Below are 22,764 nucleotides of genomic sequence, written 5' to 3'. Positions count from 1 at the left end.
CCCGGTGACAGTGCGAGGAGAGTGAGGAAGCAGATGCCCAAGGCGTACGTCTTCACGCGGTACGGCGGACCGGAGACCGAGGCGTTCGTGGACGTGGACCGGCCGAGCCCCGGACCCGGTCAGCTCCTGGTCGCCGTCCGTGCGGCGGGGGTGAACCCCGTGGACTGGAAGATCCGCTCGGGGTTCCGGCGCCCCGGCGAGACCGGCGACCGCGCATTCCCCGCCGTGCTCGGCAGCGAGGTCTCCGGAGTCGTCGAGGAGATCGGCCCGGGCGTCGAGGGGTTCGCCGTCGGTGACGAGGTCTTCGGCACCACCCTGACCGGGGGCTATGCCGAGTACACCCTCGTACCGGTCGCCATCGCCGCCCACAAGCCCGCCGAACTGTCCCACGCGGTCGCCGCCACCCTGCCCGTCGCCGCCGCGACCGCGTACGACGGCGTCCGCCAGCTCGGCTTGCCCCGGGGCGCGACCCTGCTGGTCACCGGCGCGGGCGGCGGAGTCGGCGCGGCGGCCGTGCAGATCGCCCGTGCCGACGGTCTGCGGGTCGTGGGCGTCGCGAGCGCGGGCAAGAAGGACTTCGTCGAGTCGCTCGGCGCCGTCCATGTCCCCTCGGGCCCGGACTGGGCCGAGCGCGCGCGGGCCGCCGTACCGGACGGCATCGACGCCGTCTACGACCTCGTCGGCGGCGAAGTCCTCACCGAGGCCGCCGAGTTGCTCGTCGACCGCGCACGCCTGATCACCGCGGGTGCGCCGGAGGAGGTCGTGCACGGGCTGGGCGGCGCCCGCGTGACCCGGGCGCGCAACGCGGCCGTACTGGAGGCGGTCGCGCGGCTCGTGCTCGACGGCGACCTGGACCCGCACATCACCGGAACGTTCCCCCTCGACCGCGCCGGTGAGGCCCTGCGCACGGTCGAGGAAGGCCATGTCCGCGGCAAGACCGTGATCGAGGTCGCCCGATGACCGCCGGCACACCGCACGTCCTCGACAACCCCGCCCTCGCCTCCCTGACCGGCCCGCACGCCCGCTTCGCCGAGAAGCGCGGCCGGGTCCTGCGCTACCCCGTCGACATGTCGCCCTGGCTCGCCCTGCCCGACGAACCCGACGCCGTCGACTGGGCGGACCTCGCGGCACTCGCGGGCCCGGGCGCGGAGGTGCCGCTGCCGGGCTTCCGGGGCGAGGTGCCCGCGGACTGGGAGATCACCTTCCAGGTCGAGGGCGTCCAGTTCGTGGACGACGGGCTCGCCGCCGCACCAGACCCGGAGGCGGTCCGCCTCGGCCCCGCCGACGTGCCCGAGATCCTCGACCTGATCGCCCGCACCCGGCCCGGCCCCTTCCTGGCCCGCACCATCGAGATGGGCACCTACCTGGGCATCCGCAGGGACGGCGCCCTCGTCGCGATGGCGGGGGAGCGGCTGCACCCGCCGGGCTGGACCGAGATCAGCGCGGTCTGCACCGACCCCGCCGCACGCGGCCAGGGCCTCGCGACCCGCCTGATACTCGCCGTCGCCCACGGCATCCGTGAGCGCGGCGAGACCCCGTTCCTGCACACCGGCGCCGGGAACACCGACGCCGTCCGGCTCTACGAGTCCCTCGGCTTCCGGCTCCGCCGCAGGACCGCCTTCCTCGCGGCACGGACACCGGAGCGGCTGCCGGAGGCGGTCGGCTGAGGACCGGGCTCAGCTGGGCGCGGCGGCCTCCGGCCAGGCGTTGTAGCGCACGAGGTAGTCGGCGAACCGCTCCAGGTCCTCCTCGGACCAGTCCGCGAGCCGTTCGCCGACGGCCGCCCGGCGGCTCACGGTGACCTGGCCGAGGATGCTGCGCCCCGCCCCGGTCAGATGCAGCACCTGGACCCGGTGGTCCTGCGGGTCCGGGCGCCGCTCGATCAGACCGGCCCGCTCCAGCGCGGCGACCTGGCGGCTCACCGTGGACTTGTCCAGGGCGTAATGGGCGGCCAGGTCGGTGGCGCGGCAGCCGTCGCGCTCCTCCAGATGCCCGAGCAGGGTGTACGACACCAGCGACAGCTCGGGGTGCAACCGCCCCGCCGAGGCCCGGGCCCGTCGCGCGAAGACCGTCATCTCGCGCTGGATCGTCTCCACCGCCGTGGCTGCTTCCACCGGACCTCCCTCGCAGTGCTGGTTGCAGAGTACAACTCAGGCCCCGGAAACCCCGCTGTGGGGACGGGCCTTCGGTGTAGGGTGGCCGTCCGGCCGCGGGAGGTCCCGGCCGTGAGAACCGAGGAGGTGAGACCCATCGACGCTGTGTCAGATCGGGCGCTCGCTCCTCGAACCGGCGCGGATCACCGTCTGTAGGTGACCGCCGGAGCGCCCTTCGGCTTCCGAAAGGCTTCCGGCTCCCATGCCCTCACTCCCGCCCCGCTTCACCTCCGCCGACTCCGTCGTGACCGCGCTCCGCACCGCGGGCTGCGTCTTCGCCGAGGACGAGGCCCGGCTGATCCTCGCCGCCGCCCGCACCCCCGACGAACTGACCGACATGGTGGACCGCCGGGTCACCGGCCACCCCCTCGAACTCGTCGTCGGCTGGGCCGAGTTCCACGGACTGCGGATCACCGTGGCCCCCGGCGTCTTCGTCCCCCGCCGCCGCACCGAGTTCCTCGTCGACCAGGCCCTCGCGCACTCGCCGGACGCCTCCGTGGTCGTCGACCTGTGCTGCGGTTCCGGCGCGGTCGGCGCCGCCCTTGCGGCCGCTCTCGGCCCGGTCGAGCTGCACGCCGCCGACATCGACCCGGCCGCCGTGGAATGCGCCCGCCGCAACACCGCCGACGCCGACGGCCGGGTCCACGCCGGCGACCTCTTCGCGGCCCTGCCCGACGGACTGCGCGGCCGGGTCGACATCCTCGCGGCCAACGTCCCCTACGTGCCCACCGACGAGGTCGGCCTGTTGCCCGCCGAGGCCCGCGACCACGAACCCCTGGTCGCCCTCGACGGCGGCACCGACGGCCTCGACATCCTGCGCCGCGTCGCCGCCGAGGCACCCCGCTGGCTCGCGCCGGGCGGCTGCCTCCTCGTCGAGACCAGCGAACGCCAGGCCTCCGCCGCCGTCGACGCCTTCACCCGCAGCGGGCTCACGACCCGGCTGGCGGTCTCCGAGGAGTTCTACGCCCATGTCGTGGTGGGGACGAGGACGTAGGGCCGGGGCTCAGGCCCGGCATGGGGACGGGCACGACGACACAGCGCTCTTGCTCAGGCCCAGCCCGGCGCCCACGTCTCCGCCCCCGGCGGTTCCGGCCGCGTGGTGTGGAGGTGGGCCCGGAGCGCGGCGATCGCCGGATGCGGATTGTCGGCGCGCCAGATCAGGGAGTGCGGATAGACCGGTGTGGGCCCGTGCACCGGGATGCGGCGCAGGTCCTGGTCGGCGGGCCAGACGAGCCGGGTCAGCTCGCTGACCAGGGTCGCGAGACCCGGTGAGTCCGCGATGGTGTCGAGCAGCGGATCGGTCCCGAAGTCGGGGCCGGTCACCTCGATGGTGAGACCGAAGGCGGCGGCGAGATCGTCGTAGTAGGTGCCCCACTCGGTGCCCGCGACCAGGCCCGGCATCCAGATGCGGTGCCCGACCAGACCGGCCGGCGTGACCGTGCGGGCGCCGGCGAGCGCGTGGTCCGGCCCGGTGAGCAGCTGTACGGGCTCGTCGTAGACCCGCTCGGACGCGAGGCCGTCGGCCGACTGCCGTGCGTGCGGTACGGCACGGAAGGAGGCGTCGATGGTGCCGGACCGGATGGCGGCGAGGGCCGCGTCGGCGTCGAAGAGGGTGACGACGTCCAGCTCGATGCCGGGATGCGCGCGGTGGAAACCGCGCAGCAGCTCCGCGGGCGCGAGCCGGCGCCCGATGACGTCCACCCGCAGGGCCCGGCTGCCCGGCCGTACCGAGTCGGCCGCCCGCTCCGCGACCCGCAGGAGTTCGCGGGCGTGCGGCAGGAACGCCTGTCCGTCGATGGTGAGCCGGGCCCCGCGCGGGGTGCGGGTGAACAGCCGCGCCCCGAGGTCCCTCTCCAGCGCGGCGACCCGCTTGGACACGGCCTGCTGGGTGATCCCCAGCCGGTCGGCGGCCTCCTGGAACCGCCCCGCGTCCGCCACGGCGACGAAGGTGCCCACGGCGTCGAGATCCATGCGCGCAGCCTAGGCCCTCACCCCACAACCCGTGGTTGTGGGTACCTGGTACGCCGGTTGTTTGAAAGGGGGCCCCACCTCCCGGTTTGATGACGTCGGCCGACGCGCGGTCGGCGAACGAGGGGGGCGTGGGTTGAGCGGGACGAGGTCGCTGGGGCGGCGGTTCGGGTGGCTGTGGGCGGCCTACGGGGTCAGCGCGTTCGGTACGTCGCTGTCCTTCGGGGCCTTCCCGCTGATCGCCGTCGTGGTCCTGCACGCCGGTCCGGCGGCGGTGTCCGCGCTGGCCGCCGCGGGACTGGCGGTCGGGGCCGTGGTGGCGGCGCCGCTCGGGCCCTGGGTGGAGTTCCGCCGCAAGAGGCCGGTGATGGTCGCGATGGACCTGGTGCGCTTCGCCGCCCTGCTGAGCGTGCCCACCGCCTACGCGCTCGGCGCCCTCACCTTCGTCCAGCTGCTGACCGTGTCCGTGGTCGTTTCCGCGGCCGACATCACCTTCGGCGCGGCCTCCGGGGCCTTCCTGAAGCACCTCCTGCCCGCGGAGGACCTGCTGGTCGCGAACGGGCGGTTCGAGGCCACGAACTGGACGTCCATCGTCGTCGGACCTCCGCTCGGCGGGGCCGCCATCGGGGTGTTCGGACCCGTGACGACCCTGGTGGCCGACGCCGTGAGCTATCTGCTCTCGGCACTGGGGCTCCGCGCGATGGGCGGCGGCGAGCCCCTGCCCGGCAAGCCCGCCGCGGCCGCGAAGGGCTCGCTCCTGGAGGGCTGGCGGTACATCCTGACCAGCCCCGCGCTGCGCCCCCTGTTCTTCAACACGGTCCTGGTCAACACCCTGATCATGGTGCCCGTGCCGCTGCTCACCGTGCTCATGCTGGGCCCGCTCGGCTTCGCCCCCTGGCAGTACGGCCTCGCCTTCGCGGCCCCCTGCCTGGGCGGACTGCTCGGCTCACGGATCGCCCGGCCCCTGGTCGACCGGTACGGCCGGCACCGCGTCCTGATCGTCAGCGGCGTGCTGCGCGTGTGCTGGCCGCTCGGCCTGGCCTTCGTCGGCCCCGGTACGGCGGGGCTGGTGCTCGTCATGGTCATCGAACTCGGGGTCATCACCAGCTGCGGGGTCTTCAACCCGGTGTTCGCCACCTACCGGCTCGACATGACACCGACGGACCGGGTGACCCGTACGCTCTCCGCCTGGTCGATCACCGGGAAGCTCACCACCGCGGCCCTGACCGCCCTGTGGGGCCTGCTGGCCGGACCGATCGGCACCCGTACGGCGATCGCGCTCGCCGGTCTCCTGCTGCTGGCGACCCCGGTCCTGCTGCCGTGGCGACCGGCTGCCGCGAAGGACGAGCCTCAGGACGCCCTGCCCTCCTCCGCCGGGTCCGCCGGGGCCGTGGGTTCCCCGTGACGCCAGTCCCGGGGACCGTGGCCGGGGAACCCGCCGCGCCATCCGTCCTTGCCGGTTCCCGTGCCGGTGCCGGTACCGGTGACGGCGAGGTCGGCGGACCTGGTGGCGTCGTCGGAGAGCCTGCCGGTCAGGTAGACCGTGTCGCCCTTCTCGAAGGTGTCGGCCCCCGAGCCGGACTCGCCGTCCCGGAGGACCTTGGCGTCCTTGCCCACCGTCCACGTCCACGCGGTGCCGTCCTCGCTCCTGACGGTGACCTGGTCGCCGTCCGCCTTCTCGACGGTGCCGCGCTGCCAGACGCGGACGACCCAGTCGCCGGAGTCCGGGTCCTTGACGGTCTCCTCGCCGTGCACGCCACCGCCGCCGAGACGGAACCGGGGCCCGTGGCCCTCGGAAGGGCCCTTCGACGTAGGGGCCGGGGTCGGGGAGGCCGCAGCCGTGGTCCCGTCGCCGGTGCCGTCCGAGGTCGCCGCGTAGGCGACCGTGCCGCCGACGGCCAGCACGCCGACGGTAGCCGCGGCGATCACCGCCCTTGCCCGCACGGGCCGCCGCTCCCAGCTCCCGCGCAGCCGCGAGGGCCCGGCCCCGCCCGTGAGGACCTCGGCGGTCTCTTCGCCCGGTGTGCGCTCCCGGTCCCGTTCGTGTGTCACGGCTCGCTCCCCTCGGCCCCGGCGGCCGGCATCCTCACGCCGTGCCCTGCTGAGATTGTGGGAAAAACCCGGTAAGAAACCGGTAATCGGGTCCTGTGAGTTCGGGGGCCTTCGCCCCTCCCGCCCCGGGCGGCTACTCCTGTGCCACCCGGGCGATCAGCAGGGCCACGTCGTCGGAGTTGTCCGGCTGGTGCAGGGTGCGCAGCAGCAGGTCGCAGACCTCCTCCAGCGCGCGGTCGGGGCCGTCGAGGAGTTCGAGCAGCGCGTCCAGGCGCTCGTCGAGCGGATGCTGGCGCGTCTCGACTAGGCCGTCCGTGTACAGCACCAGCCGGTCGCCGGGGGCCAGGTCGACGGTGGTCGTGGCGAAGGCGACCCCGCCCACGCCGAGCGGCGCCCCCGTGGGCAGGTCCAGCAGCTCCGGCGGACGGCCCGCGCGCAGCCGTACCGGAGGCAGGTGCCCGGCGTTGGCGATCCGGCACTGCCCGAGCCGCGGGTCGTGCACGGCGTACACGCAGGTGGCGATGGAGTGCTCCAGGTCCTGGGTGATCCGGTCGAGGTGTTCGAGGAGCCTGGCCGGGTCGAGGTCGAGGGAGGCCAGGGTGGTCGTCGCGGTGCGCAGCCGGCCCATGGTGGCGGCGGCGTTGATGCCGCTGCCCATCACATCGCCCACGACCAGCGCGGTCTTGCCGCCGTCCAGCGCGATCACGTCGAACCAGTCGCCGCCGACCTCGGCCGTCGCGCCCGCCGGCTGGTAGCGGGAGGCGACCTCCAGGCCGCCGGTCACCGAGGGGTGGCTGGGCAGCAGGCTGCGCTGGAGGGTGAGGGCGGTGTTGCGGGCGTCCTGGTACCAGCGGGCGTTGTCGATCTGCACGGCCGCGCGCGCCGCCAGCTCCCGGGCGAGCAGCAGGTCGTCCTCGTCGAACGGCTCCGGATTGCCGGCCCGCTTGAGGTCGAGGGCGCCGAGTACCTCGCCGCGGGCGATCAGCGGCACCGCCAGATACGAGTGCACCCCGGCCTTGGCCAGCAGTGCGGCCGCCTCCGGGGAACGGGCGATACGAACCAGGTCGTCCGGCTCGACATGGCGCACCAGGACGGGGCTGCCCGTGCGCACGCACTCGGTGACCAGGCGCTCGGGGGCGTACCGGGCCACCTGCCCGGGCGGGTCGGCCGCGCGCACGGCGTCGGGGGCGCCGACCGCCTCGACGGCCAGCGGGCGGATCACGGCGGGTTCGGCGGGGCCGAGGGTGCTGGGTCTGCCCTGCACCACCGCCTCCAGCAGATCCACGGCCGCCACGTCCGCCAGCTCCGGCACGGCCACGTCGGCCAGCTCACGGGCCGTGCGGTCCAGGTCCAGCGTGGTGCCGATACGCGCGGAGGCGTCGGCGACCAGGGCCAGCCGGCGCCGGGCCGCCTCGGCCTCCACGGTCGCCAGATGCTGCTCGGTGACGTCCAGGACCGAGCCCGCCACCCCGAGGACGGTGCCGTGCGCGTCCTCCAGGCGGTACAGGGAGACCGACCACGCGTGCTCCGCGTCGGGGTCCGCGGGCGTGCGGCCGACCGTGTGCTGGTCGACGAGCGGTTTCCCGGTCCGCATCACCTCGCGCGCGGCGGCCTCGAAGGCGGCCACGTCGAGATGCGGCAGGACCTCGCCGATCTTCCGCCCGACGTGCTCCGCGGCTGGTACGCCGTTCAGCTGCTCCAGCGCCGGATTCACCGAGACGTACCGCAGCTCGGTGTCCAGCACGGCCAGCCCGATGGGGGACTGGGACACCATCCGTGTCGAGAGCGCCACGTCCCGCTCCAGCCGCCGTACGGTCCGCTGGTCGGCGCACAGCCCCAGCGCGTACACGTCCCCGCGGTCGTCCAGGAGCCGCATGTTGCGGAACTCCACCAGTTTGGTGCCGCCGTCCTTGTGCCGGACGGGGAAGGCGCCGGCCCAGCTCTGCCCGGTCTCCATGACGTCGGCGAACAGCTTGACGACCAGGTCGGCGTGCTGTTCGTGGATCATCAGATGGGCCGCGTACCGCCCCAGCGCCTCGTGCGCGGTGTAGCCGAACAGCTCCTCGGCCTGCGGGCTCCACAGCACGATGCGCCCGTCGGTGCCGAGGACCACCGAGGCCATCCCCAGCTCGTCGAGCAGCCCGCTCGGCCGTACCGCCCCGCGCGGGGGCTCTTCGCCCTCGGACGCGGGTATTCCGGCTGTACCCATTGCACGAACCGCCTTCGACCGTTCTCGTGGCACGCCGTACCCCCGTGCCGGCTCCCCTTGTTCTACCGCGCACCACCGTCTCCGTGACCACGCGGTGGTGTTCTTCCACCATCCCTCAACACAAGGGCGCGCGTCCGGTGAAGTGCGCGGGGGTGACGAACGCCCCCTCCTGCGGCTCCCTGTTCATCTGCTTGGTCTGTACATGACTGCCATGGGGGCGCCAGACTGGCCGCCGAGCCACCTCACCCCCACCCCAGCAGCCTCAGGAGTCCCCCATGCGCCTGCGCGCCGGACAGCGTTGTCACGCCGTTCTCGCCGCCCTCGCCACGCTCACCGCGACGGCCCTGCTGGCCACCGCCCCGCCCGCCTCGGCGGCCGACACCTGGACCGAGACCGGCTCCGACCGCGCCGACCCGCTCACCGAGAGCCAGGGCCTGACCTCGGTGGAGGTCCCCGCCGGGGCCGCCAACCGGTACACCGGCATCGGGACCATCCCCGTCGGTGTCTCCAGCCGCGGCTGGAACCACGTGGGCGACCCCGACGCCTCCTACGACGGCCACTACGTCGAGCCCTACCAGGCCGACTCCGGCACCGCGAAGATGTTCCGCGTGCAGGCCCCGGACGGCACCTGGTCCGAGTACGTGCACCAGCTCGGCGCGGGCGAGGCGCTCAACAACTCCTGGGTCGCGATCTCGCCCGACGGACAGTGGATGCTCTCCGGCGAGTACGGCACCATGAGCCGCCTGCTGGTCTTCCCGACCCCCGGCGTCAACGCGAGCACCTCGCCCGCCGCGAACCTCCCGCAGGCGGCCACCGTCACCCTCGACCACGCCGTCCGGGACGTACAGGGCTGCGACTTCCTCGGCGCCACCCAGCTGCTGTGCTCCTCCGACGACCCGGCGGGCACGCTCTTCGGCTACACCAAGCCGCTCCTCCAGATCGACCTGTCCGCCGCCCCGACCGGCTCGGCGAACGTCACCGGACATGTCACCGCGCTGCGCCAACTGCCCCTCAGGAGCTCCTGCTCGGGCGAGTTCGAGGCGGAGGGCATCGACTACGACCGGCGCAGCGGAACCCTGCGTGTGATCGTCGTCTCGCCCGGGTTCTGTGTGCTGACGGACAGCAAGACGTACCGCTTCACCAGGAGTTGAGCCCTCCGCGACCGGTGCCGGCCCGTCAGGGAAATGAGGGTCGGCACCGATGGTGGGACCCGTGGGCCGGATGCGACGGTGGGACGCACACCCACTGACGAAGGAGCTCTCGCATCCACCCTCGTGAAGCACGGCCCGCACGTCCTTCCGCACCCGGGCGGGAGGTGAACCATGGGACACGCTGACACCCTGCTCGCCATGGGCGGTGCCTTCCTGGCCGCCGCGTTCCTGGCCCGGCTCGGCGGCCGGATCGGACTGCCGACCATCCCGCTGTTCATGCTCGCCGGCATCCTGCTGGGCCCGCACACGCCCGGCCTGGTCCTGGTCGAGGACGCGCACGACTTCGAGATGCTCTCCGCGCTCGGTCTGGTGCTGTTGCTGTTCTACCTGGGCCTGGAGTTCCACGTCGACGACCTGCGCACCGGCGGCAGACGGCTGCTCGCCGCCGGCGGGATCTATCTGCTGGCCAACGTCGGCGCCGGACTCGGCTTCGGCTTCGCCCTGGGCTGGGGGACCCGGGAGGCACTGGTCCTCGCCGGAGTCCTCGGCATCTCCTCGTCAGCGATCGTCACCAAGATCCTCATCGACCTGGGGCGGATCGGCCGCCCGGAGACCCGGCTGATCCTCGGCGTGATCGTGGTCGAGGACATCTTCCTCGCGCTGTACCTCGCCGCCCTCCAGCCCGTCATCAGCGGCGCGCGCGGCCCGCTGGAGATCCTCCTCCAGGCGGGCAAGGCCTTCGGGTTCCTGATCGTGCTGGCCGTCGCCGCCCGCTACGGGACGCGCTGGATCGGCCGGCTGATCCACGTCCGGGACAACGAACTCCTGGTCATCAGCTTCCTCGGCGCCGCGGTCCTCGTCGCCGGAGTCTCCGAGGTGCTCGGCGTCGCCGACGCCATCGGCGCCTTCATGGTCGGCCTGATCCTGGCCGGCACGCCCTCCGGGCCCCGCATCCGCCGCCTGGTGCACCCGCTGCGGGACGCCTTCGCCGCCATCTTCTTCTTCGCCTTCGGACTCTCCATCGACCCCGGCGTCGTCACCTCCGTCGCCGGACCCGTCGCCGCCGCGGCCGTGGTGACCGTGGTGATGAACGTCGTCGCCGGTCTGCTCGTCGCCCGCCTCTACGGCTACGGCGCCCAGCCCGCCGCCGACATCGCCACGACCCTCGTCGCGCGGGGCGAATTCGCCCTGATCCTCGGGGCGATGGCGGCCAGCGCGGGGCTCGACGGACGTCTGGCGCCGTTCATCGCCGGGTATGTCCTTGTCCTGGCCGTTCTCGGTCCGGTGGCCGCGGGACGGGCCCATCTGCTGGCCCGGCTCCTGGGGTCACGCCGTCCTGCCCGGACGCCGGGGCAGGACGACACCGCGCCGGAGCCGGTCTCCGTCCCGGTGGGGGCGGACGCCGAACGGTAGGGGCCGTCCGAAGGAGGAGCCATGCACCGGCCCGACGACGAACACCTGGTGGATCTCGCCGCACGGCTGGAGCGTGACGACCCGCGGTTCGCCCGCGCACTGGGGTCGGGCCGCCCCGCCCGGCCCCGTGAGTACCGGCGCACCGGCGCCTGGTGCACCCTCGTCGTCGCCGTGACCCTCCTGGCCGCCGGGATGGCGCTGCCCGAGGGCATCCTCGTGGCCACCGGGCTGGTGCTGGCCGGTATCGCCGTCCCGTTGTTCGATCCGCACCGGGACCGGCCGCAGCGCTGAGACCGCCGCCGGTAGTGCTCCGTGAACGGTGGTGCTTTTCTGGGGGTGTGGCGCGGTGCGCGGGGAACCCGGCGATACCGGTCGTCGTCACGAGAGGAGCGATCACCATGGATCGTGAGCGAGCGCACGAGGAGTCCGTCTCCCTTGAGATCAGCGGTTGCAGCAAGGAGGACGCGCGGATCGTCTTCGACACGCTGGGCGCGTGCTTCGAGTCGGACCGCGGGGCCGACGAGGTGCCGCAGCAGCTCCATGAGACCCGGCCGATGGTGTGGCTGGGCACGTTCGAGGTGACCGACGCCCACGAGTGTCCGCCGCCCGCGCGGCTGTCGTCCTCCGTGGAGGCCGACGCACAGGGGGGTTACGGGGCGATCGAGAGGCTTCGGACCACCTTGGACTCGATGTTCACGGTGCGGGATCTCGCGTCCGCGTCGGGGGACCAGGAGCGGGAACTGCACGTGCGGCTGGAGAGCCGCTGAGTCCGCAGGCCGCGCGGTTCCCGCCCTCCTGATCAGCCCTGGCGGACCGGTACCACCACCATCTCCGCCACGTTGACGTTCGGCGGGGCCGCCGTCGCGAAGGCCACGGCCTCGGCGATGTCCTGTGCGGCCAGCGCGTGCACATCGGCGCGCATGCGGGAGAGGGTCGCCCGGCTCCCGTCGTCCCGCATGTCCGCGCCCAGCTCGGTGGTGGTCACCCCCGGCTCGATGTTCTTGACCCGGACCCCGCGCGGGCCCAGTTCCGCGCGGAGGTTGCGGGCGAGATGGGCGACCGCCGCCTTGGTGGCGCAGTAGACGGACCAGTCCGGGAACAGCTGGTGTCCGCCCACGGAGCCGATGTGCACCAGGTCGGCCCGCCCCCCGCCGGCCGCTGCCGCGAGGAGGTCGTCGGTGAAGGCGCGGGCGGTGTGCAGCAGTCCGCGCAGATTGATGTCGATCATGCGGTCCCACTCGTCGGTCAGGGCCCGCTCGAAGGGGGCGCCGAGCATCGCGCCGGCGTTGGCCACCACCAGGTCGACGGTGCCGAGCGTCCCGGTGACGGCGGCGGTCGCCCGGGCGATTGCCACGGGGTCGGTGAGGTCCACGGCGACCGGCAGGATCCGGCCGTCGCTGGTGGAGCCCAGCTCGTCGGCCAGTTCCTTGAGCCGGTCCTCGCGGCGGCCCAGCAGGGCGACGCTCGCCCCGCCGGCGGCGAGGCGACGGGCCGTGGCCGCCCCGATCCCGCTGGAGGCGCCGGTGACGACCGCGATGCGGTGGGTGAGGTTCCAGGTGTCTGTCATGCCCTCCACGGTGCGTCCGCCACAGGTCGGTGACCAGGCCGTATCACCCCGGGGAGGGCGGATCGTAGGAGTACCGCGGCCACCTTGAGGGCTCCCGCGGACCTACGGCCGCGCCTAGGGTCGACGGCATGGACAGCGACAACCGGCTCGGCCTCTTCCTGCGCGCCCGCCGTGCCCTGGTCCGGCCCGAGGAGGCGGGCCTGCCCGCCGGGAGCCGGCGCCGGGTGGCGGGGCTGCGCCGGGAGGAGGTCGCGGTGCTGGCCGGGGTGAGCACCGACTACTACGTGCGCCTGGAGCAGGGACGCGAGCGCAGTCCGTCGGCCCAGGTCGTCGACGCGCTGGCACGGGTGCTCGGCCTGGAGGACGAGGCGACCGACCACCTGCACCGGCTGGCCCGCCCCGGTGGCAGCGGGCACCGCGCGCGGCCGGAGACGGTCGGTCCCGCCCTGCTGCGGATGATGGAGGACTGGCACCGCACCCCGGCGGTGGTCCTCGGCCGCTGTCTGACCGTGCTGGCCCACAACGTCCTGGGCGGCGCCCTGTTCGCGGGCCACGCCCACAGCGGGGACCTGATGCGGCTGGTGTTCCTGGACCCGGACGCCCGGGAGTTCTACCCGGACTGGGAGTCCGTGGCCGTGAACGCGGTGGCCGCCCTGAGGGCCTCCGCCGGAACCGCCCACGAGGACCCGCTCATGATCGCCACGGTCGGTGAACTCTCGCTGCGCAGCGAGGAGTTCCGCAGGCTCTGGGCCCGCCACGACTTCCGCCGCAAGACCCACGAGTCCAAACGCTTCCGGCATCCGCTGGTCGGCGAACTGACGCTGGACTACGAGTCGTTGACCGTCAACAGCGCCCCCGACCAGCAGCTGGTCGTCTACCAGGCCCGACCGGGCAGCCCGTCCGAGCAGGCGCTCGCCCTGCTGGGCAGCCTCGCGGCGGCCGAGGTGCCCGACGGCAGCACCGCCGACACCTGACGCCGTCACGTGGTTCTCGTCACCCCGTTATGCAACTAGTTGCATAAAAGCGTCGCGGTCCTCTACAACAGAGAGGCACGCGACCGCGACGGAGGGGCCCGATGAGCCGTTACCCGCACCTGCTGACCCCGCTCGACCTGGGCTTCACCACGCTGCCCAACCGCGTCCTCATGGGCTCGATGCACGTCGGCCTTGAGGAGGCCGAGCGCGGCTTCGAGCGCATGGCGGAGTTCTACGCGGCCCGCGCCCGCGGGGGAGTGGGCCTGATCGTCACCGGTGGCATCGCCCCCAACGACGAGGGACGGCCCTACGAAGGCGGCGCCAAGCTCACCACCGACGCGGAGGCCGAGCAGCACCGGGCCGTCACCGAGGCCGTGCACCGCGAGGGCGGCCGGATCGCGATGCAGATCCTGCACTTCGGCCGGTACGCCTACCACCAGGACCTCGTCGCCCCGAGCCCCCTCCAGGCACCGATCAGCCCCTTCCCGCCCCGCGAGCTGACCGACGCCGACGTCGAGCGGACCGTCGAGGACTACGTCCGTGCGGCCCGCCTCGCCCGGCAGGCCGGGTACGACGGCGTGGAGATCATGGGCTCCGAGGGCTATCTGATCAACGAGTTCATCGCCGCCCAGACCAACCACCGCACCGACCGCTGGGGCGGCTCGTACGAGAACCGGATGCGCTTCCCGGTGGAGATCGTGCGACGGGTGCGCGAGGCCGTCGGCGAGGACTTCATCATCGTCTACCGGCTGTCCATGCTGGACCTCGTCCCGGGCGGCTCCACGCTCGACGAGGTGATCACCCTCGCCAAGGCGATCGAGGCCGCCGGGGCCACCATCATCAACACCGGCATCGGCTGGCACGAGGCCCGCATCCCCACCATCGCGACCTCGGTGCCGCGCGGCGCCTACACCTGGGTGACCAAGCGGCTCATGGGCGAGGTGTCCGTCCCGCTGGTGACGACCAACCGCATCAACACCCCCGAGCTGGCCGAGGAGTTGCTGGCCGACGGATACGCGGACATGGTCTCCATGGCCCGCCCGATGCTCGCCGACCCGGAGTTCGTGAACAAGGCGGCCGAGGGCCGTCCCGAGGCCATCAATACCTGCATCGGCTGCAACCAGGCCTGCCTCGACCACACCTTCAGCCTGAAGATCACCTCCTGCCTGGTCAACCCGCGCGCCTGCCACGAGACCGAGCTGGTGCTCACCCCGACCCGGCTGCGCAAGCGGGTCGCGGTCGTCGGGGCGGGACCCGCGGGGCTCGCCTGTGCCGTCTCCGCCGCCGAACGCGGCCACGACGTCACCCTGTTCGACGCCGCGAGCGAGGTCGGCGGCCAGCTCAACGTCGCCCGCCAGGTCCCCGGCAAGCAGGAGTTCGACGAGACCCTGCGCTACTTCCGCCACCAGCTCGACGCCCACGGCGTGGACGTACGGCTCAACACGCCTGTCGAAGCAGGGGACTTGACCGCCTACGACGAGGTCGTCGTCGCCACCGGCGTCACCCCGCGCACCCCCGACATCCCGGGCGCCGACCACCCGAGCGTCGTCGGCTACCTCGACGTCCTGCGCGACCGCGTGCCCGTCGGCGAGCGGGTCGCGATCCTCGGCGCCGGGGGCATCGGCTTCGACGTCGCCGAGTTCCTCACCGACGGCGGCGACAAGGCGAGCGAGGACCCGGCGACCTACTTCCGCCAGTGGGGCGTCGACATGGGCTACACGGCACCCGGCGGACTCGCCGCCCCCGAGCGCCCCGCCCCGCCGCGCAGTGTCCACCTGCTCCAGCGCAAGACCAGCAAGGTCGGCGCCGGGCTCGGCAAGACCACCGGCTGGATCCACCGCGCCGAGCTCAAGCACCGGGGCGTCACCATGGTCCCGGGGGTGCGCTACGACCGTATCGACGACGCCGGACTGCATGTCACCGTCGGCGAGGAGAGCACGGTCCTGGAGGTCGACACCATCGTCCTGTGCACCGGACAGGACCCGCGCCGGGACCTGTACGACGCGCTCGTCGCCGCGGGCCGCACCGTGCACCTGATCGGCGGCGCCGACGTGGCCGCCGAACTGGACGCCAAGCGAGCCATCAAGCAGGGCACCGAGGTCGCGGCGGCCCTCTAGCGGCGGCCCTCCGGCGGCGGCCCTCCGGCGGCGGCCCTCCGGCGGCGGCCCTCCGGACGAACGCGCCGTCCCTAGGATGACCCCATGTCACTCCCGCACGCGATCCTCACCGCACTGCTCGAAAGGCCGTCTGCGGGGCTGGACCTGACCCGCCGGTTCGACAGGTCGATCGGCTACTTCTGGTCGGCCTCGCACCAGCAGATCTATCGCGAGCTGGGAAAACTGGAGTCCGAGGGCCATATCCGGGCCATCCCGGCGGCCCAGCCGGCCCGGGGACAGAAGAAGAGCTACGAGGTCCTGCCCGCGGGCCGCGCCGAACTCGAACGCTGGACGGCCGCCGCGCAGGACCCCAAGCCGCACCGGGACGCCCTGCTGCTGCGGCTGCGTGCGGCGGCCGTCGTCGGCACGGACGGGCTCGAAGCCGATCTGCGCCGCCATCTCGATCTGCACCGGCGGCAGTTGGCCGAGTACGAGGAGATCGAGAAGCGCGACTTCCCGCCCGGCGACGACAGCGCGCAGGCCAGGCTTCAGCACCTGGTCCTGCGCGCGGGCATCGAACTGGAGACCTTCTGGACCGGGTGGCTCACCGAGGCCCTGGAGGAGTTCGCCGAACTCCCGGACAGCTGACGGCTCTCAGAGGCGGTACGGGCGGGACCGGCGGCGCAGGAACCACGCCGTCGCCGCCGCGCCGACCGCCACCAGGCCACCGCCGGCCGCCAGGGTCAGGGTGCCGAAGTCCTTGGTGGCGCCGCCCAGTCCGCCCATGACACCGCGGGACGGGGAGGCCGTCGCGGAGATCGTGGGGCTCGCGGACGCCGAGACGATGATCGACTGGGTGCCGCCTTGTGTGGGGTCGTAGGCGCACTTCACGATGACGGTGTACGTCCCGGGGCTCACGCTCGACCAGGCCGCGGACTGCAGCGAGGTCGTCCCCGAAAGGGCCACCTGGCGCCCCTGGTTGAAGGAGGTCTGGCTGCTGGTGAGGAGTGACGCGGTGCCCCAGCCGCCGTTGGTGGCGGTCCGGGAGCAGGCTGTGGTGGTGACGGAGACCGTGGATCCGGAGGTGCTCACGGAGATGCCCGTCGCCGCGGCCGCGGGGCCGGCGGTCAGGGCGAGCGGCAGCGCGGCGACGGCCGCGACGGTCAGCCCGGAGCGGAGGAGTGGCTGTGTAGTGCGCATGGAGTGCCCTCCGGCGGCACGGTCGGCGGTACATCCGGTGCGCCACCGAGGTGGGGGAGGACCCGTGCTGCCTCAGAGGAAGCCAATGCGCCCGCGGCCCCTCCCGCATCCCGGGCGCCCCCGGGCAGGTGACGGCGTCCACCGTCCGGCCCAACGGCACAGCTCTGTCACGGGGACGCGGCGGCGCCCGTCGTCACCGTCCGCTCCGCCGACAGCCCGCCCCAGGTGCCGTCGGGCAGCCGCGCCCGGATCCGCACCCGATGGCTCTCCCCGGCCTCCCGCCCCAGATAGAAGCTGTACGTCGCCCTCCCCTGCGGCGGTGCCCCGCCGAACACCAGCGAGGTGGCCGGCGCGCCGTCGAGGCGCACCTGGTACTCCGTGACCACGCCGTCCGTGCCGGGCGGGACCCAGGACAGGTCGAGGTAGTACGCCCCGTCGCCGTTGAGCCGCGTCGCCGCGCGGAAGTCCGTCGGCGCGGTGTCCCGGCCGTCGTCGCTGCCAGGAGTCGTCAGCCGGACGCGGGTACCGGCCGGTGAGAGGTTGTCGGCCGCGTCCCGGGCGCGCACGGTGAACGCGTAGCGGGTGCCCGGCCGCAGCCCCGTGACCACGGCCGCCGTCTGGTTGCCGCCCACACTGTGGATCTTGGCATCGCCCTGATAGATGTCGTACGACACCACGTCCCGGTCGTCCGTCGAGGCGGACCAGGACAGCTGGACGGCCCGGCTGCCCACCGTCCGGCCGTGCAGCCCGCCAGGGCGGGTCGGGGCCGAGCGGTCCGCCGCCGTGGCCGCGGGAGTCGTCGCCCGCACCTCCCGGCTGGGCGGGCCCAGACGTCCCTCGGCGTCCCGGGCCCGCACGGTGAAGGCATACAGGGTGCCGGGCTCCAGCCTGGTGACATCCACCATGTGCTGCGAACCCGGCACCTCCTGGACCTTTGTGGTGCCGCGATACACCTCGTAGGCATGGGCCGCGGTGACGGCGTTCCACATCACATGCACGCTGCTCGCGCTGCCCGCGGCGGCCGTGACGCCCACGGGGGCGCCGGGCAGCGGACCGCTCCCCTCGCCGTCGGCGCCGCCCCACGTACAGGAGACGAGGAGCGCGAGCAGGGCGCACAGCGGCGCGGAACGCCGTAGGGGAACGGGCATGGCGGTGCCTCCCCGGAGAGCCTCCTGGAATGGTCCGGACCAATATGGCGCCCCTGTGGTGTCCGCATCAAGAGGGCGGACCGTGCCGGGCGGCTTCGGGGAGTTACGTATGCTGAAGGCCTTCACGGCCGAACTCTCCATGAGGGAAGGGGAGTTCGTGCTGGTGGCGCGGGCCGCTGTCGTCGCTGTCCCCGCGCCGGTACGGGCGGCTGGGAGGCCCGGGTTCGTCGAGGGCCCGGGTCCCCGGCGCCTGCCCCGTCCGGACCCCCTGCGGTGGCCGCTGTGCTGAAACGGCATCAGATTGGGCTGAGTGTCCGTCAGTGTCCCCCAGGAGAGGGTCCCTTATCGTGCGTGTCCAGTCGCTCACGCTGGCCGCGGCAAGCGCCGCCCTGCTCGCCCCCTCGACGTCCCCCGCCGTGGAGCCCGTCGCCGCCCGGACCGAGGCGGTGGTGCGGCACGAGGGTGACGTCGACGCCGCCGACCTGCTGGCCAGGGCGAAGGAGTGCGACCCCGTCTCGCGCGGCCGCTACCGCACCGACGACGGCACGCCCGCGAGCATCCCGGTCTGCGGCACCCGGGACGCCGTGTTCTGGAAGGCCGACATGGACATCGACTGCGATGGCCGGCCGGGACGCAAGTGCAACGGCCGCACCGACCCCCTCTTCTCCGACGCCACCGCCTACCAGCAGTCCGACGGCCGCCACCTGAGCGCCGAGGGCCTGCCGTACATCGTGGTCCCGACGCCGAGCCGGATCTGGGACTACCGCGAGCACGGGGTGCGCGGCGGCGCGGTCGCGGCCGTCGTGTACCAGGACCGGGTGCAGTACGCCGTCGTCGGGGACGTGGGCCCGCGCGACATCATCGGCGAGGCCTCCTACGCCGCCGCCGAGGCCCTCGGGATCCGCCCCGATCCGCGCGGCGGCGGCACGCCCTCCGGCGTCACCTACATCGTCTTCAAGGACTCGCAGGTGAAGCCGATCGAGGACCATGACGCCGCCGTCGCGACCGGGGAGCGGCTTGCGCGGATGTTCGTACGGGGGAAATGACCCCGCAGGAACTCCCGGGTCGGTCAGACCGCAGACCAGCCGTCGTCCACCGGCAGGACCACGCCGTTGATGTTGCTCGCCGCGTCCGAGGCGAGGAATACGATGGCGGCGGCCTGCTCGTCGGGCTCGGCCACCCGGCCGACGTTGACGAAGTGCGGGCCCAGCGCCGCCGGTCCGTGGGCCTCGCGGTCGGCGTCCACGACGATGCCGGTGGCGGTGCCGCCCGGGGCGATGGCGTTCGCGCGGATGCCCTGCTTGCGGTACATCACCGCGAGGCTCTTGGTCAGACCCACCACGCCGTGCTTCGAGGCCGTGTAGGCGGCGCCCGCCGCGCTGCCGCGCAGACCGGCCTCGGAGGCGGTGTTCACGACAGCGCCCCGGCCCGCCGCGAGCATGTGCGGGAGCACGGCCCGGGTGAGCAGGAAGGGCGCGGTCAGGTTGACCCGGAGGACCCGCTCCCACTCCGCGTCGCCCACGTCCGCGAGCGCCGACATCCGGTCCATGATCCCGGCGTTGTTCACCAGGACGTCCACCCCGCCGAACCGGTCCACTGCGGTCTGGGCCACCTGGTCCACCACGGCCTGCTCGCTGAGGTCGCCGGTGACGGCGACCGCGGTGCCGCCTGCCTCGCCGATCTCCTTGACGACCGTCTCCGCGGTCTCGGCGTTGAGGTCCGCGACCAGGACCCGGGCGCCGCGCGCCGCGAAGGCCAGGGCCGTCGCCCGCCCGATGCCCGAACCCGCTCCCGTGACGATGACGCTGCGTCCGTCGAATTCGCCGGCCATGTGGTGCTCCTGTCGATCAGTGCTCTGTGCCCGCGCGGGCGCCGTGCCCTGCGCTTGTCGCCACCATACGACTTAATGTCTGTGAGTGACATAAAATCTTGGTGGAGAATTCCCGCAAGCGTGAACAGGCGATCGACGGAGCCGGAGGAATCGATGACCGCAGCCCGCGGACGTACGGGACGACCACCCCTGACCGAGGAGCGCAAGGCCGAGATACGGCTGGAGATCGCCCGGGCCGCGGTGGAGCTGTTCGTCGCCCAGGGCGTGTCGGCCACCACCGGGGAACAGATCGGCCAGGCGGTCGGGGTCTCGGCGCGCACCGTGTGGCGGTACTTCCCCAGCAAGGAGAGCTGTGTGAGCCCGCTGTTCTCGGAGGGCATCGACCTGATCGCGGCCCTGCTGCGGGAGTGGGCCCCGGACCAGCCGCTGGAGGAGCTGTTCGAACGCACCCTGGCGACCGAGATCGGCATCATCAGCGGCCCCGAGCGGGCCACGGTCGGCGATCTGGTCCGCCTGACCCGCACCGAGCCGGGCCTGCGAGCCGTCTGGCTCCAGACCTACGACGAGGCCGAGCCGGCGTTCGCCCACGCCCTGGCCGAGCGCGCCGGACTGCCCCGGGACGGCTTCGAACCGGCCATCCGGGCGGCCATGTTCAACGCGGCCCTGCGCGCGGCGGTCGAACACCACGCCTGGCACGGAGCCGCCCGGGGCACCGACCGCGCCACCGACCGCGCGACGGCGGAGACCGAGCTGATGCAGACCCTGCGCTCGGCCCTCGCCGTCGCTGCGGACGGGGTGAAGTAGCGGTCGACGGGGTGAAGTGGCGGCGGACGGAGTGAAGTACCGGCCGACGCCGACCGAGCCTTTCGGCAGTCGACGCCGACCTCTCGCCGTCAGACCGTCCGGTTGCCGACGTCGACCGCCCGGTGTCAGACCTTCCGGTAGTCGTACGCCTCCGCCGCGGCCGCCTCCACCGCCGCGAGGTCGGCCCCGGTGGCCGCCGTGACCACCGCGGCCACCGCGCCCTCGACGAAGGGGGCGTCCACCAGCCTGGTGCCGGGCGGGAGTTCGTCGCCCTCGGCCAGCAGGGCCTTCACGGTGAGCACCGCGCTGCCGAGGTCGGTCAGGACGGCGACCCCGGCGCCCCGGTCCACCGAGGCGGCCGCCGCGGCGATCAGCTCCGAGCTGGTGCCGAGCCCGCCGTCCTCGGTGCCGCCCGCCGCCGCGAGGGGCACTTCCGGGCCGCCGCCCGCGAGCCCCTTCGCCAGTTCCGCGACGGACGCGGCGACCTGCGCGCTGTGCGACACCAGCACGATCCCCACCAGCTCCGTGTCACTCACCCGCGGCCTCCGCGAGAGCGCCGATCAGCAGGGAGGCCGAGGTAGCGCCCGGGTCCTGGTGCCCGATGCTGCGCTCGCCCAGGTAACTCGCCCGGCCCTTGCGGGCCTGCAACGGCGTGGTCGCCAGGGCGCCCTGCTCGGCGGCCGTCCGCGCCGCGGCGAACCCGGTACCGAGCGCGTCCACGGCCGGCACCAACGTGTCGATCATGGTCTTGTCGCCCGGCGCGGCACCGCCCAGCGCCATGACCGCCGCCACCCCGGCCCGCAGCGCCTCGGTGAACTCCTCCGCGCTGACCTCACCGGCGTCCCCGAGCGCCTTCCCGGTCCGCCGCAGCAACGTCCCGTACAGCGGCCCCGAAGCACCGCCGACCGTCGAGATGAGCTGCCGCCCGGAAAGGACGAGGACCGCGCCCGGGGTGTCCGGCGCCTCCTTCTCCAGGGTCGCGGCGACCGCCCTGAACCCGCGCTGAAGATTGCTGCCGTGGTCGGCGTCCCCGATGGGGGAGTCGAGGGCGGTGAGCCGCTCCGCCTCGCGTTCCACCGAGGCCGCGGTCGCCGTCATCCAACGGCGGAAGAAGTCGGCGTCGAGCACTGGATCTCCTTGCGTGGTCGGTACGTTGATCGCTGCTCACACTCCCCAGCGCAGCCCCGGGGTCCGCACCGGCGCGTCCCACAGGCGCAGCAGCTCCTCGTCGACCTGGCACAGGGTGACCGAGGCGCCGGACATGTCGAGCGAGGTGACGTAGTTGCCGACCAGGGTGCGTGCGACGGCGACCCCGCGGTCGGCGAGCACCCGCTGCACCTCGGCGTTGAAGCCGTACAGCTCCAGGAGCGGGGTCGCGCCCATGCCGTTGACCAGGACCAGCACGGGATTGCGCGGGCTCATGTCGTCCAGGATCGCGTGCACCGAGAAGTCCGCGATCTCCCGCGAGGTCATCATCGCCCGCCGCTCCCGCCCCGGCTCGCCGTGGATACCGACGCCCAACTCCAGCTCGCCCGCGGGCAGATCGAAGGTCGGGCTGCCCTTGGCCGGGGTGGTGCAGGCGCTCAGCGCGACACCGAAACTGCGCGCGTTCTCGTTGACCTGACGGGCGATGGCCTCCACCCGCTCCAGCGGCTGCCCCTCCTCAGCCGCCGCGCCCGCGATCTTCTCCAGGAACAGGGTGGCGCCCGTACCGCGCCGCCCGGCGGTGTACAGGCTGTCGGTGACGGCCACGTCGTCGTTGACGAGGACCTTGGCGACCTGGATGCCCTCGTCCTCGGCGAGTTCGGCCGCCATGTCGAAGTTGAGCACGTCACCCGTGTAGTTCTTCACGATGAACAGCACCCCGGCCCCGCTGTCCACGGCGGCCGCGGCCCGCACCATCTGGTCGGGCACCGGGGACGTGAACACCTCGCCGGGACAGGCCGCGGAGAGCATGCCGGGTCCGACGAAACCGCCGTGCAACGGTTCGTGGCCCGAACCGCCGCCCGAGATCAGGGCGACCTTCCCGGCGACGGGGGCGTCCCGCCGTACGATCACCCGGTTCTCCACGTCCACGGTCAACTCCGGGTGGGCGGCCGCCATCCCGCGCAGGGCGTCCGCGACCACGGTTTCCGGAACGTTGATCAGCATCTTCATGGGTACCTCCTGGGGGACCTGACAGGGCGGCTGCTGACGGA

25 protein-coding genes are annotated in these 22,764 nt (G+C 73.3%); 14 read left to right on the top strand and 11 right to left on the bottom strand.

What is annotated here, in order from left to right; all coding sequences use genetic code 11:
- Nucleotides 1-33 precede the first annotated feature (33 nt).
- Nucleotides 34-960: an NADP-dependent oxidoreductase gene (locus G3I78_RS05070; RefSeq protein ID WP_164421565.1), complete on the top strand. Its 927-nt coding sequence runs from the start codon at nt 34-36 to the stop codon at nt 958-960.
- On the top strand, nt 957-1,667 hold the full coding sequence (locus tag G3I78_RS05065) for a GNAT family N-acetyltransferase (protein ID WP_164421564.1): 711 nt from the start codon (nt 957-959) through the stop codon (nt 1,665-1,667). The genes G3I78_RS05070 and G3I78_RS05065 overlap by 4 nt, the downstream gene beginning before the upstream one ends.
- Nucleotides 1,668-1,676: 9 nt before the next feature.
- Here the strand turns inward: G3I78_RS05065 and G3I78_RS05060 are convergent, their stop codons facing one another.
- Nucleotides 1,677-2,114, bottom strand: a complete 438-nt coding sequence (locus G3I78_RS05060; RefSeq protein WP_343243650.1) for a MarR family winged helix-turn-helix transcriptional regulator — start codon at nt 2,112-2,114, stop codon at nt 1,677-1,679.
- A gap of 241 nt (nt 2,115-2,355) precedes the next feature.
- Between G3I78_RS05060 and G3I78_RS05055 the strand changes: the two genes are divergently transcribed.
- Nucleotides 2,356-3,147 carry a putative protein N(5)-glutamine methyltransferase gene (locus G3I78_RS05055; RefSeq protein ID WP_164421563.1) on the top strand — a complete coding sequence of 264 codons (792 nt, stop codon included), beginning with the start codon at nt 2,356-2,358 and terminating at the stop codon, nt 3,145-3,147.
- A gap of 53 nt (nt 3,148-3,200) precedes the next feature.
- On the opposite strand, the gene G3I78_RS05050 is transcribed toward G3I78_RS05055, so the two are convergent.
- Nucleotides 3,201-4,124 carry a LysR family transcriptional regulator gene (locus tag G3I78_RS05050; RefSeq protein WP_164421562.1) on the bottom strand — a complete coding sequence of 308 codons (924 nt, stop codon included), beginning with the start codon at nt 4,122-4,124 and terminating at the stop codon, nt 3,201-3,203.
- 133 nt (nt 4,125-4,257) lie between these two features.
- On the opposite strand from G3I78_RS05050, the gene G3I78_RS05045 reads away from it, so the two are divergent.
- On the top strand, nt 4,258-5,526 hold the full coding sequence (locus G3I78_RS05045; RefSeq protein ID WP_164421561.1) for an MFS transporter: 1,269 nt from the start codon (nt 4,258-4,260) through the stop codon (nt 5,524-5,526).
- Here the strand turns inward: G3I78_RS05045 and G3I78_RS05040 are convergent.
- Nucleotides 5,472-6,173: a hypothetical protein gene (locus G3I78_RS05040; protein ID WP_164421560.1), complete on the bottom strand. Its 702-nt coding sequence runs from the start codon at nt 6,171-6,173 to the stop codon at nt 5,472-5,474. The genes G3I78_RS05045 and G3I78_RS05040 overlap by 55 nt on opposite strands.
- A gap of 133 nt (nt 6,174-6,306) precedes the next feature.
- Nucleotides 6,307-8,382 (bottom strand): SpoIIE family protein phosphatase, encoded by a 2,076-nt coding sequence (locus G3I78_RS05035; RefSeq protein WP_164421559.1) that lies wholly within the window; start codon nt 8,380-8,382, stop codon nt 6,307-6,309.
- A gap of 275 nt (nt 8,383-8,657) precedes the next feature.
- Here G3I78_RS05035 and G3I78_RS05030 point away from each other — a divergent pair, with 275 nt between their 5' ends.
- From G3I78_RS05030 to G3I78_RS05015, 4 genes are all read left to right on the top strand, one after another.
- A complete protein-coding gene (locus G3I78_RS05030) occupies nt 8,658-9,533 on the top strand; it encodes a hypothetical protein (RefSeq protein ID WP_164421558.1) in 876 nt (291 codons plus the stop codon).
- Nucleotides 9,534-9,704: 171 nt separating this feature from the next.
- Complete coding sequence (locus tag G3I78_RS05025) at nt 9,705-10,946, top strand: cation:proton antiporter (RefSeq protein WP_164421557.1); 1,242 nt, start codon at nt 9,705-9,707, stop codon at nt 10,944-10,946.
- 21 nt (nt 10,947-10,967) lie between these two features.
- Nucleotides 10,968-11,237, top strand: a complete 270-nt coding sequence (locus tag G3I78_RS05020) for a DUF3040 domain-containing protein (protein WP_164421556.1) — start codon at nt 10,968-10,970, stop codon at nt 11,235-11,237.
- Nucleotides 11,238-11,344: 107 nt separating this feature from the next.
- Nucleotides 11,345-11,713 carry a hypothetical protein gene (locus G3I78_RS05015; protein WP_164421555.1) on the top strand — a complete coding sequence of 123 codons (369 nt, stop codon included), beginning with the start codon at nt 11,345-11,347 and terminating at the stop codon, nt 11,711-11,713.
- 32 nt (nt 11,714-11,745) lie between these two features.
- Here the strand turns inward: G3I78_RS05015 and G3I78_RS05010 are convergent, their stop codons facing one another.
- Nucleotides 11,746-12,513, bottom strand: a complete 768-nt coding sequence (locus G3I78_RS05010) for an SDR family oxidoreductase (RefSeq protein WP_164421554.1) — start codon at nt 12,511-12,513, stop codon at nt 11,746-11,748.
- Between the two features lie 128 nt (nt 12,514-12,641).
- Here G3I78_RS05010 and G3I78_RS05005 point away from each other — a divergent pair, with 128 nt between their 5' ends.
- From G3I78_RS05005 to G3I78_RS04995, 3 genes are all read left to right on the top strand, one after another.
- Nucleotides 12,642-13,487: a helix-turn-helix transcriptional regulator gene (locus G3I78_RS05005; protein ID WP_164421553.1), complete on the top strand. Its 846-nt coding sequence runs from the start codon at nt 12,642-12,644 to the stop codon at nt 13,485-13,487.
- 101 nt (nt 13,488-13,588) lie between these two features.
- Entirely contained in the window at nt 13,589-15,604 is a 2,016-nt protein-coding gene (locus G3I78_RS05000) for an NADPH-dependent 2,4-dienoyl-CoA reductase (RefSeq protein WP_164421552.1), read from the top strand.
- Nucleotides 15,605-15,688: 84 nt separating this feature from the next.
- On the top strand, nt 15,689-16,231 hold the full coding sequence (locus G3I78_RS04995; RefSeq protein WP_164421551.1) for a PadR family transcriptional regulator: 543 nt from the start codon (nt 15,689-15,691) through the stop codon (nt 16,229-16,231).
- Between the two features lie 6 nt (nt 16,232-16,237).
- On the opposite strand, the gene G3I78_RS04990 is transcribed toward G3I78_RS04995, so the two are convergent.
- Both G3I78_RS04990 and G3I78_RS04985 read right to left on the bottom strand, forming a co-directional pair.
- Nucleotides 16,238-16,783, bottom strand: a complete 546-nt coding sequence (locus G3I78_RS04990; protein WP_164421550.1) for a hypothetical protein — start codon at nt 16,781-16,783, stop codon at nt 16,238-16,240.
- Between the two features lie 167 nt (nt 16,784-16,950).
- Nucleotides 16,951-17,931, bottom strand: a complete 981-nt coding sequence (locus G3I78_RS04985; protein WP_164421549.1) for a fibronectin type III domain-containing protein — start codon at nt 17,929-17,931, stop codon at nt 16,951-16,953.
- A 109-nt stretch (nt 17,932-18,040) separates the two neighbouring features.
- On the opposite strand from G3I78_RS04985, the gene G3I78_RS04980 reads away from it, so the two are divergent.
- Together G3I78_RS04980 and G3I78_RS04975 are read left to right on the top strand one after the other, a co-directional pair.
- Nucleotides 18,041-18,220 (top strand): hypothetical protein, encoded by a 180-nt coding sequence (locus tag G3I78_RS04980; protein WP_164421548.1) that lies wholly within the window; start codon nt 18,041-18,043, stop codon nt 18,218-18,220.
- Between the two features lie 58 nt (nt 18,221-18,278).
- The gene (locus tag G3I78_RS04975; protein ID WP_164421547.1) at nt 18,279-18,977 is read left to right on the top strand and encodes a glycoside hydrolase family 75 protein; all 699 of its coding nucleotides are present in this window, start codon (nt 18,279-18,281) and stop codon (nt 18,975-18,977) included.
- A 23-nt stretch (nt 18,978-19,000) separates the two neighbouring features.
- Here the strand turns inward: G3I78_RS04975 and G3I78_RS04970 are convergent, their stop codons facing one another.
- The gene (locus G3I78_RS04970; RefSeq protein WP_164421546.1) at nt 19,001-19,762 is read right to left on the bottom strand and encodes a glucose 1-dehydrogenase; all 762 of its coding nucleotides are present in this window, start codon (nt 19,760-19,762) and stop codon (nt 19,001-19,003) included.
- Nucleotides 19,763-19,915: 153 nt separating this feature from the next.
- Here G3I78_RS04970 and G3I78_RS04965 point away from each other — a divergent pair, with 153 nt between their 5' ends.
- Nucleotides 19,916-20,566 carry a TetR/AcrR family transcriptional regulator gene (locus G3I78_RS04965; RefSeq protein ID WP_164421545.1) on the top strand — a complete coding sequence of 217 codons (651 nt, stop codon included), beginning with the start codon at nt 19,916-19,918 and terminating at the stop codon, nt 20,564-20,566.
- 125 nt (nt 20,567-20,691) lie between these two features.
- Here G3I78_RS04965 and G3I78_RS04960 read toward each other — a convergent pair whose 3' ends face one another.
- The 3 genes from G3I78_RS04960 to dhaK are packed head-to-tail and all read right to left on the bottom strand — an operon-like array spanning nt 20,692 to nt 22,723.
- A complete protein-coding gene (locus tag G3I78_RS04960) occupies nt 20,692-21,102 on the bottom strand; it encodes a PTS fructose transporter subunit IIA (protein WP_164421544.1) in 411 nt (136 codons plus the stop codon).
- A complete protein-coding gene (gene dhaL, locus G3I78_RS04955) occupies nt 21,095-21,694 on the bottom strand; it encodes a dihydroxyacetone kinase subunit DhaL (protein ID WP_164421543.1) in 600 nt (199 codons plus the stop codon). The genes G3I78_RS04960 and dhaL overlap by 8 nt, the downstream gene beginning before the upstream one ends.
- Before the next feature lie 36 nt (nt 21,695-21,730).
- The gene (gene dhaK, locus G3I78_RS04950; RefSeq protein WP_164421542.1) at nt 21,731-22,723 is read right to left on the bottom strand and encodes a dihydroxyacetone kinase subunit DhaK; all 993 of its coding nucleotides are present in this window, start codon (nt 22,721-22,723) and stop codon (nt 21,731-21,733) included.
- Nucleotides 22,724-22,764 lie beyond the last annotated feature (41 nt).

Source organism: Streptomyces sp. SID13726, assembly GCF_010548375.1.
GTDB lineage: Bacteria > Actinomycetota > Actinomycetes > Streptomycetales > Streptomycetaceae > Streptomyces.
The sequence above is the reverse complement of the archived record's forward strand: the minus strand, read 5'-3'. Positions and strand labels throughout refer to the sequence as shown.